14 protein-coding genes, 1 tRNA gene and 1 pseudogene are annotated in these 16,321 nt (G+C 65.1%); 10 read left to right on the top strand and 6 right to left on the bottom strand.

What is annotated here, in order from left to right:
- The first annotated feature begins 261 nt into the window (after nt 1–261).
- From BMY29_RS15535 to BMY29_RS15525, 3 genes are all read left to right on the top strand, one after another.
- Nucleotides 262–1,206 carry a nucleotidyltransferase domain-containing protein gene (locus BMY29_RS15535; protein ID WP_049992167.1) on the top strand — a complete coding sequence of 315 codons (945 nt, stop codon included), beginning with the start codon at nt 262–264 and terminating at the stop codon, nt 1,204–1,206.
- A 416-nt stretch (nt 1,207–1,622) separates the two neighbouring features.
- Nucleotides 1,623–2,405 carry a hypothetical protein gene (locus BMY29_RS15530; RefSeq protein ID WP_049992168.1) on the top strand — a complete coding sequence of 261 codons (783 nt, stop codon included), beginning with the start codon at nt 1,623–1,625 and terminating at the stop codon, nt 2,403–2,405.
- A gap of 167 nt (nt 2,406–2,572) precedes the next feature.
- On the top strand, nt 2,573–3,241 hold the full coding sequence (locus tag BMY29_RS15525; RefSeq protein WP_049992169.1) for a DsbA family oxidoreductase: 669 nt from the start codon (nt 2,573–2,575) through the stop codon (nt 3,239–3,241).
- Between the two features lie 21 nt (nt 3,242–3,262).
- Here BMY29_RS15525 and BMY29_RS15520 read toward each other — a convergent pair whose 3' ends face one another.
- Nucleotides 3,263–4,099: an NAD(+)/NADH kinase gene (locus BMY29_RS15520; protein WP_049992170.1), complete on the bottom strand. Its 837-nt coding sequence runs from the start codon at nt 4,097–4,099 to the stop codon at nt 3,263–3,265.
- A 257-nt stretch (nt 4,100–4,356) separates the two neighbouring features.
- On the opposite strand from BMY29_RS15520, the gene BMY29_RS15515 reads away from it, so the two are divergent.
- The 3 genes from BMY29_RS15515 (at nt 4,357) to BMY29_RS15500 (ending at nt 6,972) form a co-directional block, all read left to right on the top strand.
- Nucleotides 4,357–4,596 (top strand): amphi-Trp domain-containing protein, encoded by a 240-nt coding sequence (locus BMY29_RS15515; protein WP_049992171.1) that lies wholly within the window; start codon nt 4,357–4,359, stop codon nt 4,594–4,596.
- 4 nt (nt 4,597–4,600) lie between these two features.
- On the top strand, nt 4,601–4,963 hold the full coding sequence (locus BMY29_RS15510; RefSeq protein ID WP_049992172.1) for a hypothetical protein: 363 nt from the start codon (nt 4,601–4,603) through the stop codon (nt 4,961–4,963).
- 485 nt (nt 4,964–5,448) lie between these two features.
- Entirely contained in the window at nt 5,449–6,972 is a 1,524-nt protein-coding gene (locus BMY29_RS15500; RefSeq protein ID WP_074854813.1) for an ICP22 family protein, read from the top strand.
- A gap of 35 nt (nt 6,973–7,007) precedes the next feature.
- Here BMY29_RS15500 and BMY29_RS15495 read toward each other — a convergent pair whose 3' ends face one another.
- From BMY29_RS15495 to BMY29_RS21745, 5 genes and pseudogenes are all read right to left on the bottom strand, one after another.
- On the bottom strand, nt 7,008–10,475 hold the full coding sequence (locus tag BMY29_RS15495; protein WP_049991738.1) for a UvrD-helicase domain-containing protein: 3,468 nt from the start codon (nt 10,473–10,475) through the stop codon (nt 7,008–7,010).
- Entirely contained in the window at nt 10,472–11,500 is a 1,029-nt protein-coding gene (locus BMY29_RS15490; protein ID WP_049991739.1) for a hypothetical protein, read from the bottom strand. The genes BMY29_RS15495 and BMY29_RS15490 overlap by 4 nt, the downstream gene beginning before the upstream one ends.
- Nucleotides 11,497–13,818, bottom strand: coding sequence for a PD-(D/E)XK nuclease family protein (locus BMY29_RS15485; protein WP_049991740.1), 2,322 nt, complete (start codon nt 13,816–13,818; stop codon nt 11,497–11,499). Before BMY29_RS15485 ends, BMY29_RS15490 begins: the two co-directional genes overlap by 4 nt.
- 194 nt (nt 13,819–14,012) lie before the next feature.
- Nucleotides 14,013–14,083, bottom strand: a tRNA-Gly gene (locus tag BMY29_RS15480).
- 56 nt (nt 14,084–14,139) lie between these two features.
- Nucleotides 14,140–14,404: pseudogene (locus tag BMY29_RS21745) on the bottom strand (tyrosine-type recombinase/integrase); the annotation flags it as partial.
- Between the two features lie 137 nt (nt 14,405–14,541).
- Between BMY29_RS21745 and BMY29_RS15475 the strand changes: the two are divergent.
- The 4 genes from BMY29_RS15475 (at nt 14,542) to BMY29_RS15460 (ending at nt 16,218) form a co-directional block, all read left to right on the top strand.
- Nucleotides 14,542–15,015 (top strand): Lrp/AsnC family transcriptional regulator, encoded by a 474-nt coding sequence (locus tag BMY29_RS15475; protein WP_049991741.1) that lies wholly within the window; start codon nt 14,542–14,544, stop codon nt 15,013–15,015.
- Nucleotides 15,016–15,120: 105 nt separating this feature from the next.
- A complete protein-coding gene (locus BMY29_RS15470) occupies nt 15,121–15,387 on the top strand; it encodes a HalOD1 output domain-containing protein (RefSeq protein WP_049991742.1) in 267 nt (88 codons plus the stop codon).
- A gap of 165 nt (nt 15,388–15,552) precedes the next feature.
- Complete coding sequence (locus BMY29_RS15465) at nt 15,553–15,891, top strand: DUF7344 domain-containing protein (protein WP_143067723.1); 339 nt, start codon at nt 15,553–15,555, stop codon at nt 15,889–15,891.
- Nucleotides 15,892–15,918: 27 nt separating this feature from the next.
- Nucleotides 15,919–16,218, top strand: a complete 300-nt coding sequence (locus tag BMY29_RS15460) for a HalOD1 output domain-containing protein (protein ID WP_049991744.1) — start codon at nt 15,919–15,921, stop codon at nt 16,216–16,218.
- The last annotated feature ends 103 nt before the right edge of the window (nt 16,219–16,321 follow it).

Raw genomic sequence — 16,321 nt, 5'->3', positions numbered from 1 at the left:
TTCAAACCTAGTTCTGAATAAAGAGATCGTGCTACTCTCTACTGGTAAGTATCTCTGGTCACAGAGTGGGGATATGACGGCAAGCCGTCGCTCTCAGGAACGTTCGACAGCGAGCGACGGCCGCGGACTTCCCACTACCGAGTGACTCGCGTGATCGGACGACGCTTCGGCGTCCGCGGTTCTTTAAGTGCTTCTGGTCACAAGGTGAAGCTACGAAGGGCTTTTCGCGGCGCAATTCCTCCGAGAGCGATAGCGTCAGCCATGGTTTCTGTCCCGGTCCGCATCCACGAGGCCGTCGACGACCTGTTACGGGCAATCGAACGCGAGCACGACGTCGCGGTCGCGCTCGCGGCCGCCCGCGGGAGCCGCGCCTGGCGCGGAGCGAGCCCCGACAGCGACTACGACGTCGGGTTCGTCTACGCGCCGACGGACCTGCGTCGGTACGCGCACCTCGCGGGCGTCGAGGACGTCATCGTCGAGGACCGCGGCGAGTTCGAGTTTCAGGGCTGGGACGTGCGGACGTTCGCGGGCCTGCTCGCCGACTCGAACGAGGGCGCGATCGACCTCTTGCGGAGCCCGATCCGGTACCGCACCGCCTCCGATCCCGACGACCTCCGGGACTACGTCGAACGGACCTACAATCCGATCGACCTCTATCACACGTGGCGCGGCATCGCGTCGAACAACTACCGGAAGTACGTCTCGCACCACCTAGTGCGGTCCGACGACGAGATTTTTCCGATCATCGGCGTGAACGGAGTCGAGGACGGAAACGGAGCCGAGACCGAGTACGTCGTCGAGACTGACGACGGCACGATGACGGTCGCGGCCGACGACGAACGCTTCGTGGAGACGCAGACGAAACCGACCGTGAAGCGCAATCTCACGATCTACCGCGCGGCCATGTCCGCGCGCTATCTGCAGGAAACCGGCGAGCGCGGCGCCCACGACCTGCCGGCGCTGGACTTCGAGGCCTTCCTGTGCGACCAGGCGCCCGCTGTCTTCGACGCCGATCGGATCGACCGTGCTCGCGAGTTGCTCGAGCGGAAGCGACGCGGCGAGGGGGCAGTAGCGGTCGGCGACGTCGTCGGCCGCGAGTTCGCCTACCCGCCGCGGGACATCGATCCCGCGGTGCACGCTCGCAAGGGCCCGGATCCGGCCCGTCTTGACGAGTTCATCGACGAGTTGATCGCGGCCGTCAGGTAGTCCGCCCTGCGACGTCCGCTCCGAATCCGCTCGCAATCGTCCTTTAAGTGGTTCTGGTCACAAGGTGGAGCTATGACGGGGCGACGCCGTTCTCCGGACCTACTTGCTCTCCAATAGCCGCGCGTGTCCGCGATTCGCTCCGGTATCGCTGCTTGTCGCCAGGCGACCGGGCCGACCGCCCCGCGGCGTCCGGACGAACCGCCCGCTCGCGATCGTTCCGCTTCCGCCGGCTCGCTTTAAGTGTCTCTGGTCACAAGATGAAGCTACGAAGGGATTTTTGCGGATCGAGTCACCCACGTTTTCGACAGCGGTAGCGCTGTTACTCCGACAAATCTATCGGTGTCTTTGATAGTCTCGATACAACGAACGCTGGCGGGAGCGAGCCTTTTTCAGTCTCCCGCTCGGACCGTCAGACGATGCAAGACGACGGTGCCGACCCCGGTCCGGACCCCAACTCCGTGGGGGCTGTGGACGGTGCGGACGGCGTCGAGCCCGAATCCGGCTTCGACCGCGAGCGCCGCCTCGAGACCCGACCCGGCTCCGGGTCACTCTCGCGGGCGGACGTCCAGCGCGACTCGACGGTCCGCCGGTGGGGCGTCGTCACGCCGAGCGCAACGGTCATCGGCCGCGCGGAGTCCCCCGACGCGGACCTCTCCGAGAGCGTCCGCCGCCTCCACGACGAACAGCACGCCGCAACGCCCGGCTACAGCGAGCGCGCCCACCGACTCGATCGGCTGCGGACCACCCAGGCGCTGTGTAACGCCCTGGAGCTGACGCCGTGGCAGCGCGACCTGGCGCTGGGCGTCATGGACGAGATCGACCTCACCGAGTTCGGCAGCCAGCGCGCGATCCCGAAGGTCGCGCTGGTGGTGATCCGCCACGTGGTTGACGTGGACCGACAGGAGTACTTCGGACTCGACGACATCGACGCCCAGCAGCTGTCGGCCGACCGCATGGAGGAGCTGTTCGCCCAGTACCGGGCCCACGACATCACCGAAGAGGACGCATTCAAGCGGCTCGCGGCAGAGTACGGCCTGGACACGACGAGCCTGAACCGGTTGCGCCGCGTCCTGAAGGAGCAACTCGACGACGAGCTGCCGGCCTACGGCCGCAACCCCCACCGTGATCCGAGCCTGCCGGACGTCACCGAGCAGGACGTCGACGCCGCGGACGCGGCGGCCTCCGGAACGGAAGGGTGACGCCGGGCCAGGCGCCCGACGACGCAGCCGCTGGTCCGGACTGCGTTCGCACCGTGTCTCGCCGACTCATCTCTCCGTCCACCCGCTCCACGTCCGCCCGTTCCACGACCACTCGAGCCGACTGCCGGTGACCAGCGACTTTTCAGTCCCGATTCCCTACAGCGCCTATGGCCGACGCTGATACCGGACCGACGCCGGAGACCGGCGACCGAATCGAGATCTACGCCGACTACGTCTGTCCCTTCTGTTTCCTCGGGACGCGCTCGCTCGAACAGTACCGCGAGCAACGCGACGAGCCGCTAACGGTCGAGTGGCATCCGTTCGACCTGCGCAGCGGGAAGCGAAACCCCGACGGCTCGATCGATCGGGACGCCGACGACGGCAAGGACGAGCAGTACTACGACCAGGCCAAACAGAACGTTCGCCGCCTCCAGGAGGAGTACGGCGTCGAGATGGCCCAGGAGATGGCGAGCGACGTCGACTCTATCGACGCACAGGCCGCCTCGTGGTACGTCAAACAGGAGTACCCCGAGCAGTGGGCGGCGTTCGACGAGGCGATCTACACCGCGCTGTGGAAGGACGGTCGCGATATCGGCGACGTCGACGTCCTGGCCGATCTCGCCGCGAACGTCGACCTTCCGGTCGACGAGATCCGCGACGCGGTCGCCGACGACGGCCTCCGGTCCGAACTCGAAACCCGGTTCGCCGAGGCGCAAGGACGGGGGGTCACCGGCGTGCCGACCTTCCTCTCGGACGGCCACGTCGCCCGGGGCGCGGTGCCGCCGGAACACCTCGAACGACTCGTCGAGGGCGACGGCGCCGGACGCGGTCGGTAAGGATTCTCGCTGCTCGCCGCGTCACTCGAGCTTGTCCAGGCCGCCGAAGAAATTTGCTTGGGGACCGACGAGCGTGACTGGTTCGGCCGCGAGCGAGACGGCGACGGTCGCGGGCGGGTCGAGCGCTTTTCGATTGCGGCCGTCGCTGATCGCGTAGGCGGTCTCGGCTCCGGAAACGGTCAGGGTCAGTTCTGTCTCGGGCTCGACCACCAGCGGCGGCATCGAGTCGTCCGCGGCCATCTGCGTGACGACGAGCACGTCCGTCCCCGGGTGGATCAGCGGCCCGCCCTCACTCAGGTTGTAAGCTGTCGAACCCGTCGGCGTAGCGACGAGGACGCCGTCGGCGTGGCTCTCGGCGTACGTCTGGCCGTCCACGCGGACCTCGATGGTCGCGCCGCCGCCGTGGCCCCGCCGCGGACCGTGGACGACGACCTCGTTGAGCGCGGGCTCGAGCGCCCACTCGTCGTCGACGCCGGTCGCCCGGAGCCGCGCCAACTGTCGCCCCTCGACGCGGCCCGTCTCGTCGAGGTCGGCGGCGACCTCGGTGACGACCCGCTCGGCGTCCTCGGGTGCCACGGCGTTGAGAAAGCCGACCTCCCCGAGGTTGACACCCAAAATCGGCGTCGGGCCGACCTCGCGGGCGACGAACAGCAGCGTCCCGTCGCCGCCGATGCTCACGACGAAGTCCCGGTCCGCCATCGCGGCGACCGGCACGGCCGTGGCAGCGACCGCCTGGCCGGCCGCCTCGTCGACGACGGCGTCTGCTCCCCGCTCTTCGAGGGCCGCGACGAGGGTCTCGGCGAGGTCCTGTGCGCGCTCATTGTCCCGTTGGGCGACGATTCCGACGTCGACGTCCATCGTCGGCGGATACCCGCCCCGTCGTCAAAAAGCCACGCTTCGAGGGTGCGTCGTCGAGACGAGTCCCTCGGACGGGGCGTCCGGAGATGCGCGGCCGCATCCGCTCTTGCCGTCGAATTGCGCACGCTCTCGGATCGACGATAATTACCGATAATTTTCCGTCAGTGGAACGTTACAGCGCCGCTCGAGCCAGTAAGAGCGAGTTAGCGCGGCGTTCGCTGCCCATACTTTTCCGGGTCGCACCCCGATGTCTCCGCATGGCGCAACGGACGACGGCCGACGAAACACTGCCACGAGAGGAACTCGCCGCGTACTTTCAGGACCTTGCCGCAGAGTTCGAGCGGGGCGACGAGGACGTCTCGATCCGCGTCGGGAACAAGAACGTGTCGCTCAATCCCCCCCAGAACATCGACGTCTCCGTCGAGGTCGTCGAACGATCCTCGATGCTCCGCGGGAACCGCGAGACGATCGAGATCGAACTGAGCTGGAAACCGTAACATCATGGCTGCTGCGGACTCGATTCTGATCTTCGTCCTGAGTCTGCTCGTCGGGACAGTCGGGATACTCGCGGGTGCGCGGCTCGTCCTGGATCGGGATGCCAGCTTCGTGAACGCAGCCGTGACTGCCCTGATCGGCGCGGTCGCCTGGGCAGTCACCAGCTTCTTCGTCGGCTGGATCCCGATCCTGGGCGTGCTGTTGATGCTGGTGATCTGGGTCGGCGTCATCAACTGGCGCTACCCCGGCGGCTGGGGATCGGCGGTCGCGATCGGCTTCGTCGCCTGGATCGTCGCGGTCGGCATCGTCTACGTGTTCGCGGCGGTCGGCCTCGTCACGCCCGACGCGCTCGGCATCCCCGGCGTGTAGGGCGGCGGCCCTCCCGCAGAGCGGACCCGTGAGGGAGTCAGTTTGGCACCCACGGGTGTCGGGTAGCCGCCGATAGGCGAGCTGAGCCCGTTTCCAACGGACGGCAGCGGTCGCGCGACGCCGGTTGCTGCCCCCGCGATCGACCAGACCACGATGCAGGCCGTCGACCGCGGCGTCGCACCGGAACGAGCGGCTGACGCGGACCAGCCGGCGGAGCGCCTTCTTGAGTACGCCGTGGAGACCCTTGTCCGATCGACGGGGCTGCAGCGACCGACCAGGCGAGGCGGAGTCGAATCGCGGTCGTTCACGTATTCGCGCGGTCGAGTGGTCGAAGAAACGTCTGCGCGGAACGTGAACGTGACCGGGGTCGGGTTCGGTTAGGATCGGGTTACAGCGAGCGGTCCGGCGACGGTCGGTTGACACCGCAGTGACGTCTGCATTTCTCACCCGCGGTTTGATGTAGCCGCCGTGGCTAGTGACTGGAGATGCGTCGATCGCTCGTGATCGCGACCGCCTTGTTCGTCCTCGCGATCGTCTTCGTCGCCGGGCCTTCTCTGTGGCTCTCACTGTCGACCAGTCAGATCGCGGCCGACGACTCGGTCCAACGCCAGGCCCAACAAGGGGAGCAAGCCCCGGAGGTCGTCACGTTCGAGGACTCCGAAAGCGGGTTCTGGGAGTATCTCAGCCCAACCAAGGGCTTCCAGAAGCGGAGTCCGATTAACGTGATCGTCCGCGGTGACGTCGACGACGTCGAGCGGATCCTGACCGAAGCGGAGGAGGGCGAGTGGTCGGAGATCAACGAATCTGAGGAGGAAGCGCTGCCCGAGACATACTCGCTCACCGGCGGAAACGAGTCCGACAACGAGACGGACAACGAAACGCCGCCCGACGGGTCCGCCTTCGATGAGTCGGCCGCCGGCGAGCCGAACGGAACGGCGACCAACGCCGCGAACGAGTCCGCCGACAACGAGTCCGCCGCGAACGAAACCGAGGACGAAGAGCGGCGAGGTCCCGTCCCCGATCTCAACTGGGGCGAAGCCGACGGCGGTACCCGCTACGCCTACATCGATCCCGGCCCCGACGAGCGCGGCTACTGGACGACCGAGACGCGTCAGCTCGAACAGGGCGACTACTACGGCCAGCGATACCACATCCGACTCTACGAGAGCCCCAACGAGGACGACCAGTGGGTCGCGATGCAGACCCACACCGAACACTTCGATTGGTTCACCCTCCGTCACCGTGTCCACGGCTCGCAGTCAGCCCAGACGAAAGTCGAGTCCGACTTCATGAGCCATCCCCGTATCGATCCCCAGGAGGACGTCCAGCGGATGTACCTCGGCAACAGGAACTCCAGCGACGCCGACGGCTGGGCGACCCTCGTCGACCTCACGAGCGCGGGCGCCCTCCTCGTCCCCGCGATGATCGGAATCGGGGGACACCGCAGGCGCCGTCGCGCCGCCAGCGGCGAGACCACCGGCGAGCGGCTCTCGAAGCGGACGCCGTCCGCTATCGACGACCACCTGACCGACGTCGACCGCCGCCGGCTCGCCGCCGCCTACGCCCGCCTCGAGGCCGGTCACATCCTCCTCCTGTTCACCATCCTGGCGCTCTATCTCGGCGTGCGAATGGGCGGGCTCGTGCTCGAACGCCAGGCGGGATTCCTCACGCCCCACCAGATCGCGGCCCTGCTGTATCCGGTGATCGGCGTCGGTATCCCGGTCGCGACCTACCTGATTTCGCGCGGCCTCACGCGTCGCCTCGACGCCGCCGTCGTCGCCGGCGGGTCGCTCGTGACGGCGGTCTGGCTCGATTACGTCCTGCTCGGCGTGGATAGCCTCCCGCTGGACGTCGTCGTCCAGCGGATGCTCGTCGTCGTCGCGCTCGGGCTGATCGCCGGCGGCGCGGCCAAACGAGCCACTCGCGACTCGAAGTTCAACGACATGCTGCTGGTCGGGGTCGCGATGTGGATTCTGGTGTTGGCCGGGACGCTCCTCGGGTACCTGTAACGCCTTGAACTACCGCCGGTCGCACGGCGGCCGTTTCAGTCGTCCGCCTGGCCGACCTGGTACTCGTCGTCGTACGCGTAGTCGTCGACCGGACAGCCGAGCGACCGGTGCTCGCAGTAACGACAGTGCGGACCGGGATTGTAGTTCTCGAACGAGGAATCGTCGGCCGCGCGGAGGTCGTCGGCGACGCGGTCCCACATCGGCTCGAGGTCGGCCACGTCGAACAGCTGCGTCGCCGGGCCGGCGTCGCCGACGTAGACGTAGCCCGCGTGGGTGATCGGCTGCTCGAATCGGTCCTGACAGGCCCGAACGTAGAGCTGCAACTGGTGGCTCTCGTCGAGCGATTTCTGTTCCCGGCTCGTCTTGTAATCGAGGATTGCGAGTCCGCCGTCGGGGTGGTCGCGGACCGAGTCGATGTACCCGGTCACGGACCCCGAAACCTCATCGACGTCGTCGAAGTCGATCGGGACCTCCGCGCCGACGGCGTCCCACCCGGGAACGGGTGTTTCGAAGAACGCCTCGATGCACTCCGTCGCGGGTTCGACGACGTGCTCTAAGCCCCTGCTGGCGGCGAGCCACTCGCAGGCGTCTTTCCACGCCCCAACCGTGTCGTAGCCGCGCCAGTAGGCCAACTCCGCGACGTCGTGGAACAACGTCCCCACGTCGCGTTGGCGGCCGCCATCGGATTCGACGCCCGTCCGGGGATCCGGGAACGCTTCCACGACGTGATCGAGGACGTGCCGGCGCTCGCAGTCCCGGAGCGCCTCGAGGGCGGTGTGGCTGTGCTGTCGCGCGAGTTCCACCGTCGATTCCGTCCCGAGGGGCGCGTCCGCGAATCGGTCGGCGTCCGCGGTGCCAGTCTCCTCGTCCGCGAGCGTTCCCGCGACGAAGCCGTCGGCGGCTTCCAGCAGCGTCTCGATCGCCTCCTCGGTCGAGAGGTCCCGGCCGTAGTAGGTGATGTTCCCCGCGTCCTCGTCGACACCGCGATTGACGACGTCGGTGTAGTCGCGGACGGCCGCGCCGTTCTCGGCCTCGATCCGCTCGTAGCTGTCCATCAGCGACGGCCAGATCCGCATGCGCGGCCCCTCGGCGGACCACTCGATCGGCATCTCGCTCTCGGAATCGGGAAGGTGACGATCGATCCAGTCGGCGGTCGCGCCCTCCTCCGCCGCGTCGTTTCCGAACAGGAACAGGCGCTCTTTCGCCCGGGTGAGCGCGACGTGGAGAACCCGCCACTCCTCGGCGATCTGATCCTCGCGGAGATCGGCGCGCAGCGGGTCGTCGATCTCGCCCTCGATCCCGTCGACGAGCACGTCGTACTCGTAAATATTCTCCTGGTAGTCGTCGAGCGTGAGGTGGGCGAACTCGTCTTCGGTCAGGAACGGCAGGAGGACCGTATCGAAGTCCAGTCCCTTCGCCTGGTGGATCGTCATGACGTCGACGGCGTCCTCGGACTGGGCGCCCCGCCCGGTGGCGACCTCCGCGGTCCCCGTCAGCAGGTGCGCCTGGCGCTCGAGGTACGCCACCAGGTCCTCAGTGAGCCGCGACTGGACGGGGCTGTCGTCGAACGAGGAAACGAGCTGATCGATGTTCCCCAGGGCCGTCCGGTCGTCCTCGGTGAGGAACCACTCGATTCTGGTCTCCCGCTTGAGGTGCAGGTACAGCTCGGAGACGGAGTGAGTCGCCGACACCTCTCGGAGAGTCTCGTAATCGTCGAGGGCCCGCGCGACGCCCGCGGGGTTCTCGAGGTCGTCATCCGAGACCGCCTCGTAGCCGTCCGGAATCGAGGCCCCGTGCCGGCGGAGGGTATCGACGTCCGCCTCCGGAACCCGGTACAGCAACAGCAGGACCCGCTGCCAGCTCACGTCGTCCGTCGGCGTCACCAGGAGCCGCAGGTACGAGAGGACCGTTTCGAGACCCTGGCTGAGCTCCCCCGTCGCGTTCCCCGAGATGGAAACCGGGATGCTCGCCGCGTCGAGCGCCTTCGCGACGCGTCTCGCCTGGTCGTTTCGGCGGACGAGGACGGCGATATCCCCCTGATCGACGGCGTCGAGATCGTCGAACCGGCCGGTCAACAGGTGCGAGATTGCGGTGCTGACCTGTTCGGCCGTTTCCTGGCCCTCGCTGTCGACCGAGAAGACGTTCGGCGGCGCCGGCTCCCTGTCGGCCCGGATCGGTTGCTTCTCCCGATCGAGGTAGTTCGTCACGTCCAGGATCGGCTGCCGGGAGCGGAAGTTGAGGTCCAGCCCGATCTCCTCGAAGCTATCCGGCAGCTTCGACATGTTCTCCGGGTCCTGGCCGCGCCACTCGTGGATCGCCTGGTCGCTGTCGCCGATGACCATGATCTCCAGCTCGTCCCGGAGCTCCTCGACCAGCGCGAGCTGGGACTCGTCGGTGTCCTGGAACTCGTCGCAGAAGACGACGTCCCACTGCGAGAGGATGTCGTCCCGAACCGCCTCGTCCCGCAGGAGGTCGACCGCCTGGTGGATCAGCTCGTCGTAGTCGAGCGCCCCGCGCTCGTCGAGTTCGCGGGTGTAGGCCTCGTAGGCGGAGACGTACGCTCGCGCGCGCCGCAGCATGTGGGCGAAGGCGACGAGCCGACCGAACGGCGTCTGTTCGACGGCGTCGAACATACTTTGTTCGTCTTCGAACACAGCTTCGGGAGTCCGGTACTCCTGCCACGAGAGGTCGTTCGTCGAGCGGATGTGATCCGCGACGGACTCGGCTGTCTCGCTCAGCGCCTCGAGATACATCCGGATCGCGCCCTCGATCGAATCGGAACCGTCGAACTCCCGCGCTTTGAACTGGTAGACGCGCGCTAGGCTCTCGCAACCGTTCGCGATGGCGTCGTCGTCCCACATGATCCCGTTGGCGTCGACGTTGACCTGATTGTGCGCTGCCTCGCGGAGGTCGTCGGTCAGCGCGAGCAGGGAGCGAATCGTCTCGTCGCTCGGGAGGTACTCCCGGATCTCGTCGGGCTCGACCGACTCCCGGCGCATCCGCTCGATGAAGGTGGTCAGCTCCGCCATCGTCGCCGTTCCCGCGCCGCCCTCGGCCGGCGAGCCGGGCGCGACGAAGGAGAAGTCGATCTCGCCGTAGATCGACTCGATGAGCTGGGACCGACGCTCCTCGGTGATCAGCTCGAACTCGGGGGAGAGCCCGCCGTAGTAGGCGTACTCCTGGAGGAGCCGGTAGCAAAAGGAGTGGTAGTTGTAGACGTCGATCTCGAACGCCTCCTCGGGGCGCAGCTCCTCGCGAAGCTTCCGCTGGATCGTATGCGAGGCCTCCGTCGCGAAGGTCAGGACTAGCAGTCGGTTCGGGGGCGTCCCGCGCTCGCGGATCTCGTCGCGCAGCCGCCAGACCATCGTGGTCGTCTTCCCAGAGCCGGCGACGGCCTCGACCGAGTACTCGTCTCCCGTCGCCGCCAAGACGTCTCGCTGCTTGCCTTTCGGCTCCGGCTCCGATACCCCCGACTCGTCGGTCTCGGTCTTCTCGTCCGTCATTTCGAATCACCGCCCGCCTGGTCGACTCGCATCGCGTCTTCGACGGTCACCGGTTCGGAGCCGGTTCGCTCGGCGAACGACACCTCCGAACGGATGCGGTCGGGACACGCGTCCCGATACGCGCAGTACGAACACGACCGCTCGCGGATGTCGCCGAACCCGACTTCCGCCGCGGTCGGATCGGTCCGTGACTCGACGATCGCCGTCGCCTTCGCCGCGAGCAGCCTGGCGAGGTCGCCTTCTTCCTCCTCGTACTGGCCGCGGAAGTGACGCGCTTCCGTGGCGACCGCGACGTCGTCGTCCGCCCGGTACGCGGGGCGGCTGTCCTCGACCAGCGAGATGTAGGCGAAATCCGTCCTGGCGTCTAACCCGTACTCGCGCTGGAGGCTTCGGATCGCGAGCCCCGCGGTCGCGAAACTGGCGATCTGACGGGGGAAGTACTTGCTCCCGTCGCGATATTGTTTGATGTTATCGTCGTACCAGTTCACGTTGAGAATGCCGTCGAAGTTCGGCACGTACCGCACCGCGAGCGCAGTCCCGTCTCGTTCGATCACCGCGTCCACACCGACCTCGTACCGAATTCCCTCGAGGTCGTAGCTCAGGATTGCATCGACCGCGACGGCGTTCTCGGCGTGCTCGTGGCCCATCTCGTCGAAGTACGATTTGATAGCTTCCCTCGCAACCGCCTGGTCGTACACTTCTTGGGCGTCGACGAGGTACGGCGACGACGTCGACTGCCGTCCCCACCGGTCGCCGAGTCGTTCGAGGGCCGAAGCTACGCGTTCGGCCGGGTCGTCCGTTTCCGCGCGGAGGCCAGCGACGATCGCGTCGCTCAATAGTTCGCGCCGTCGCCGCCTGATCAGGCTGCGGTCCGACTGTCGGGGCGAGAGCGCGCGCTCGTGTTCGAACTCGTACTGCCGCGGACAGACGATGTGGGACTCGATTTCGGCCGCCGTGACGCGATCGAGTTCGGGGTCCGGATCCGACTTCGAGTTTCGGTCCGAGTCCGCGTCCGGACCCGTCATCGCGATACACCTCCATCGCTCTCGACGGCGGGCTCGACACCGGGCCCGGTCTCCTCCCCGCCACCGCCGTCGGAACCAGCGCCGGGGTCGGCGCTCGGTCGAACCGCCCCGCGGGCCAGGTCGAACTGCGTTTCGACGGCCTCGACGAATCGCGGAGAGACGTCCTCGCTCTCCGCCAGCACTCGACGGATCGCGGCGAACGTCTCTTCGGCGGTCTCCAGTTCGACTTCGCCACCCTTGCTCGCGATCGCTTGTACCCGCTCTAACTCCGACCACGGCTGGGAGAGGATCGCCGCGGACGCGCTGCCCAGGGTGTAGATCTCCCGATCCTCGCCCGGTCCCTCGACTTCCTCGAGGGCCAGGCCGGAGTGGTCGCGGATCTCGTGGAGATAGCGCGATTCGTGTCGCGGCTTCGCGACCGTCGAGTCCGCGCGCTCGTACGTACAGAAGTAGAGGTAGTCCTCGGCCGCCCGTGCGCCGACGGCCAGTTTGCGACGCGCGCGCTCGTTGTGGTAGCGCTCGAAGGGGTCGCCCACGGAGTCGGAATCGGCGTCGCCAGTCGTCGCGTAGGTCTCTCGCACGTCGGCGTCGCTCGGCCGCGTCACCGCGGGGTACGTCGCCATCCGCTCGATCCAGGCCGCCGGGAACAGCGGCGAGAGCGACTCGTCGCCGGGATACTCGCCGTCGACGACGTTCAGGAGAAAGACGGCCTTCCGCGTCTCGTCTTTCAGCAGCGCCACGTCGCCGACGGTGACGCCGCCTTCCGCGACGTCGACGGCCGCGGTGTGGGCGTAGGGCGCGTCGTAGGTGATCGCCCGCTCGAGCATGCCGAGGAACTGCGGCCACTCCCGCGCGAGGAAGTCCTGCTCGTCGACGAACTCGGCGATCGAGAGCAGCCGCGAGATGTTCCGGAACTGCTCGCGAGCGTCGATATCGCGTCCGTCGCTCGCGATTCGCTCTTTGAGGTTCGTCGTGACGATCCACCGGTTGAGGCTCTTCGCGATCGACGTCGGCTCGACGCAGGCCCGAATCAACTCGTCGTCGACGTCCGGCACTCGCGACCGCAACAGCGCGAGGGCCTCCTCCCGCCCGTCGATGTGATACTGCGCGAGCGCGTGCAGTTCACGGACGGCCAGATCCTGCTCCAACCCGTTGACGCCGGCGGACGCGGTGGGGATACCGGAGTGCTGGAGCACGCGCCGGACGCGAGGCATCGGATCGCCGACGCTCCGCAGTACGACGGTGAAATCGTCGTACTCCCAGTCGTGGCGCTGTCGCAGGTACTCGATCTCGTTGGCGACCTCCTGGACCTGCTGATCGAGCGTCTCCGCGGCGATCAGCCTGGCGGTCGACTCGCCGGTAGCGTCGTCGTTCACGGTCCCCGTAGCCAGATATTCAGCGAAGGGGGCGCCGGCCATCTCCGCGTCCGGGTCGGGGATCGAGACGTCGGCGTCGACCGTCGGACCTGATTTCGGGGCTGCCTCCGACCGCGATATCGCGCCCGCTTCCGGGTTCGCGTGATCGATCACGGTCATGTCGCCGGCGAACCGCCGGACGTCCCCGGCCTCTTTCTTCACCCGCTCGATGCTGGCGTTCGCCTCGCCGACGCAGATCAGCGGGACGTCTCGCGTCAGTCTCGCCAGGTACTCCCGCTCGACTGCGGAGTACTCCTCGAACTCGACGGCGAGGACGGCGTCGAACTCCCGTTCGATCCGCTCGCGGACGCCGCCTTCCTCGAGTGCATCGATCGCCTGGGGGATCGTATCGGCCTGTTCCGCGAGACCTCGCTCGGCCAGTTTCGCGTGGAACGCGTCGTTGACCGACGCGAGTTCGTCGATCAGGTGATCGTACTCGCCTCGTTCGCCGTCGCCGGCGTCGTCGACGTCGAACCCGCCCTGCCAGGTCGCGTCGAGGAGCAGTTGCCCGACGTCGCGGCCGAACGAGTCCTGCGCGCTCGCGCGCTCGAAGTAGTCGGACCAGTTGTAGCCGTCGAGGACGGTCGCGAGGAATTCGATCCGCTGTTCGTAGGTGAGCCGCATCAGCCCCGGCCGCGCTTCGTCGAGGACCGTCGCGGCGTGTCGCGCGATCGACTTCACGTTCGGCCTGGCCCGGAGTCCGACGGCGTCGCGGAGGGCCGCGGTGAATTCGGGGACGCCGGTGGGCAGGCGCTTCAAGACGAGAATATTCCGCGGGTCACCGTCGACGTCGTCGAGATTCAGGACGGCGTCGTAGATCGGACGGATTCGGGACGGCAGTGACCGCCCGTCGAAGGGGAGGACGTGGAGCGTGCCGTCGAGCGGTGTGTCCTGCGAGTACATATTGTGACGTTCGTGAGTGTCCTGTAAACTGGCGCGAGGCACTTTCTTATAAGTTGTGACGAGCGATCGACCCCGGCGAAAAACAGCCGCGGCGATACCACACCGTCCGCTCGCCCGTGTACTCCGGATGAAACGTGTGAATCGAAGCGAAGAGCGACACGCACCCGTCGCTCACGGATACGTTCGCCGTAGGATGCGCGGTCCGGGATTTGAACCCGGGCTAGCTGCGTGGGAGGCAGCTGTCCTACCGCTGGACCAACCGCGCTCTGCACTGGGAGTTTACGTTCTACTAATTTAAACTCTCCGCCTTCCGGAGAGACGCTATCCCATGCGGTTGAGAGCGTTTTGTCGATTTTCTACGGAGACCTGATCGTACTGCATGGTGGTCTACGTTCTTGTGTCGGAGTTGGGCTTGAGCGGCCGTTACGTCTTCTTCTCGAGTCATGTAGATTCCTACGCTGTGCCTGATTGTGCACCAACTCATTTTGCGTCCTTCTACGGAGATTCCTTCGTCATCGCATAGCTTGTGTCGGAGCTTGCGGAGAGATGACGAGTTGTATGGATTTCTGCAACGGGTTAGCCATAGCAGTGGATAGTAGCGCGATTTCTTTATTCAGAATCACACCTGAAACTGAATCGGGTAGTTCGGTCACTACACGTGCGAACTAATCGGATGCCGTATCACGACAGTAGTCTTTTTGCCAGCAGCCCGTTATCGCCAATATGGTTCATAATCTCGACGACGTTGACCGGGGTATTCTCCACGCTCTCCAGGGGAACGCACGGGAGGCGACTGCCGCAGACATGGGCGACATGGTCGGGACCTCAGCCAGCACAGTCCGAAACCGTATCGACTACCTTGAGGAGAACGTGATTCGTGGCTACCATCCTGAACTCAATTACGAGGCGGCTGGGTTCGACCTCCACCTGTTCATCGTGTGTCGAGCGCCAACTGCAAAACGAACCGAGTTGGCGAAGGAGGCGTTAGAACTGTCCGGCGTGATCAACGTCCGCGAACTGACAACCGGCTCCCACAACATCCACATCGAGGCGATGGCCGTCGATACCGACGCAGCTGATGAGACCCGCGCGGGAATCGAGAACCTCGATGATCTCGAAATCGTCTCCACACAGATCATCAATGACCTCCACGTCCAACCGTTCAACCACTTCGGTGCAGACGTGGTCGAGGATTGACCGCCCGATACAAACACCTCCACATATACTGTGGAATGAACAGATATACTCGATCAAAGTACAATACTCCGTAGCGTTAACCCGCTTCATCGACAAGGGAGGGTAGTGGAGTCAACACTGGTCGGAACCGAGATTGTCGAGCAGATCACTGCGTGTGAAGGCGTTGACCCGGTCGACCTCGACGTTCGACTGTACGACAGAATCGACCTGGATGCACTCGAAGCCCTCACGACCGGCACTAGCAATCAGCAGCTACAGGCAAACCTCCGTGTAGAGTTTACGTACCACGGGTACGTAGTCACCGTCGACGGGAGCGGGAGGATTATCATCGACGAGCAGCCACCGGAGCGAAAACGGACGAGTCATCGATGAAAGAGTTAGTAGACGACTGATCGAGCGTAACTGTGGACTGTGGATTCTCCCACTTCTCGACTGTACGCTGCTTAATCCCGAGCGCTTGAAGGTGTAGCTTCCGCAGTATCCTTCCCCATAGGGGCCCACATAGTATATATGACTGGGCATTCCCCAAAAGCGGGTGTGGCGGAGCGCGGTGACCCGGACGAGCAATCGTTCGACGTAGTTTTCGACCTCCTCGCCAATCAGCGCCGTCGATACGTTCTCCGCTGCCTGCAAAAGTTCGAAGACCGGATAGCTTTGACTGATGTGGCGGACGAAATAGCGAGATGGGAGAACGAAACCAACCACATGGACATTTCGGAGGAGGAAGTTGAGCGCGTCGCTACGTCGCTATACCACGTACACATTCCGAAACTGGCAGACGCAGACGTTGTCGAGTATGACCAAGAGCAAAATGTAGTTGCGCTGTCGAAGAACGCCGAACAACTGGAACCATTTCTGGTGTCCGTCACAGAATAATCATTTATTCGACGGAGGAGATAACTCATGAAACAAAACACCAATGAAGACAAGCGAGATGATGCAGTGCGAGGCACATACACTCCGGACCAGGATCGGACATTAACCGAGGCAGTCCTCGATGCCATCGAGAAATGCAAGGGGTCGGACTTACTACGGACTGACTTCGCCCTCTACGAGGATATTAACCCGGATGCCATCAATAATCTCTTTCGCCACGATGCAAATCCGCGGACGAGAGTGGCGTTTATGACTGACGATGTGCGGGTTGAACTCTGGGGGGACGGAGGGGTTGAGATTAGAGTGGAAAACCGGACAATCGAATAGATAGTCAGGAAGAGAGGAGGGTTTGAGTGATGGATATTTCATCTATACTGACCGCGAGTTTCACGAGCTACTCTGAATAAAGAAACCGCATTACCAACTACTG

The sequence above is a fragment of the Natrinema salifodinae genome, from assembly GCF_900110455.1.
In the GTDB taxonomy this organism is placed as follows: domain Archaea; phylum Halobacteriota; class Halobacteria; order Halobacteriales; family Natrialbaceae; genus Natrinema; species Natrinema salifodinae.
This window is presented reverse-complemented; position numbering and strand designations above follow the sequence as displayed.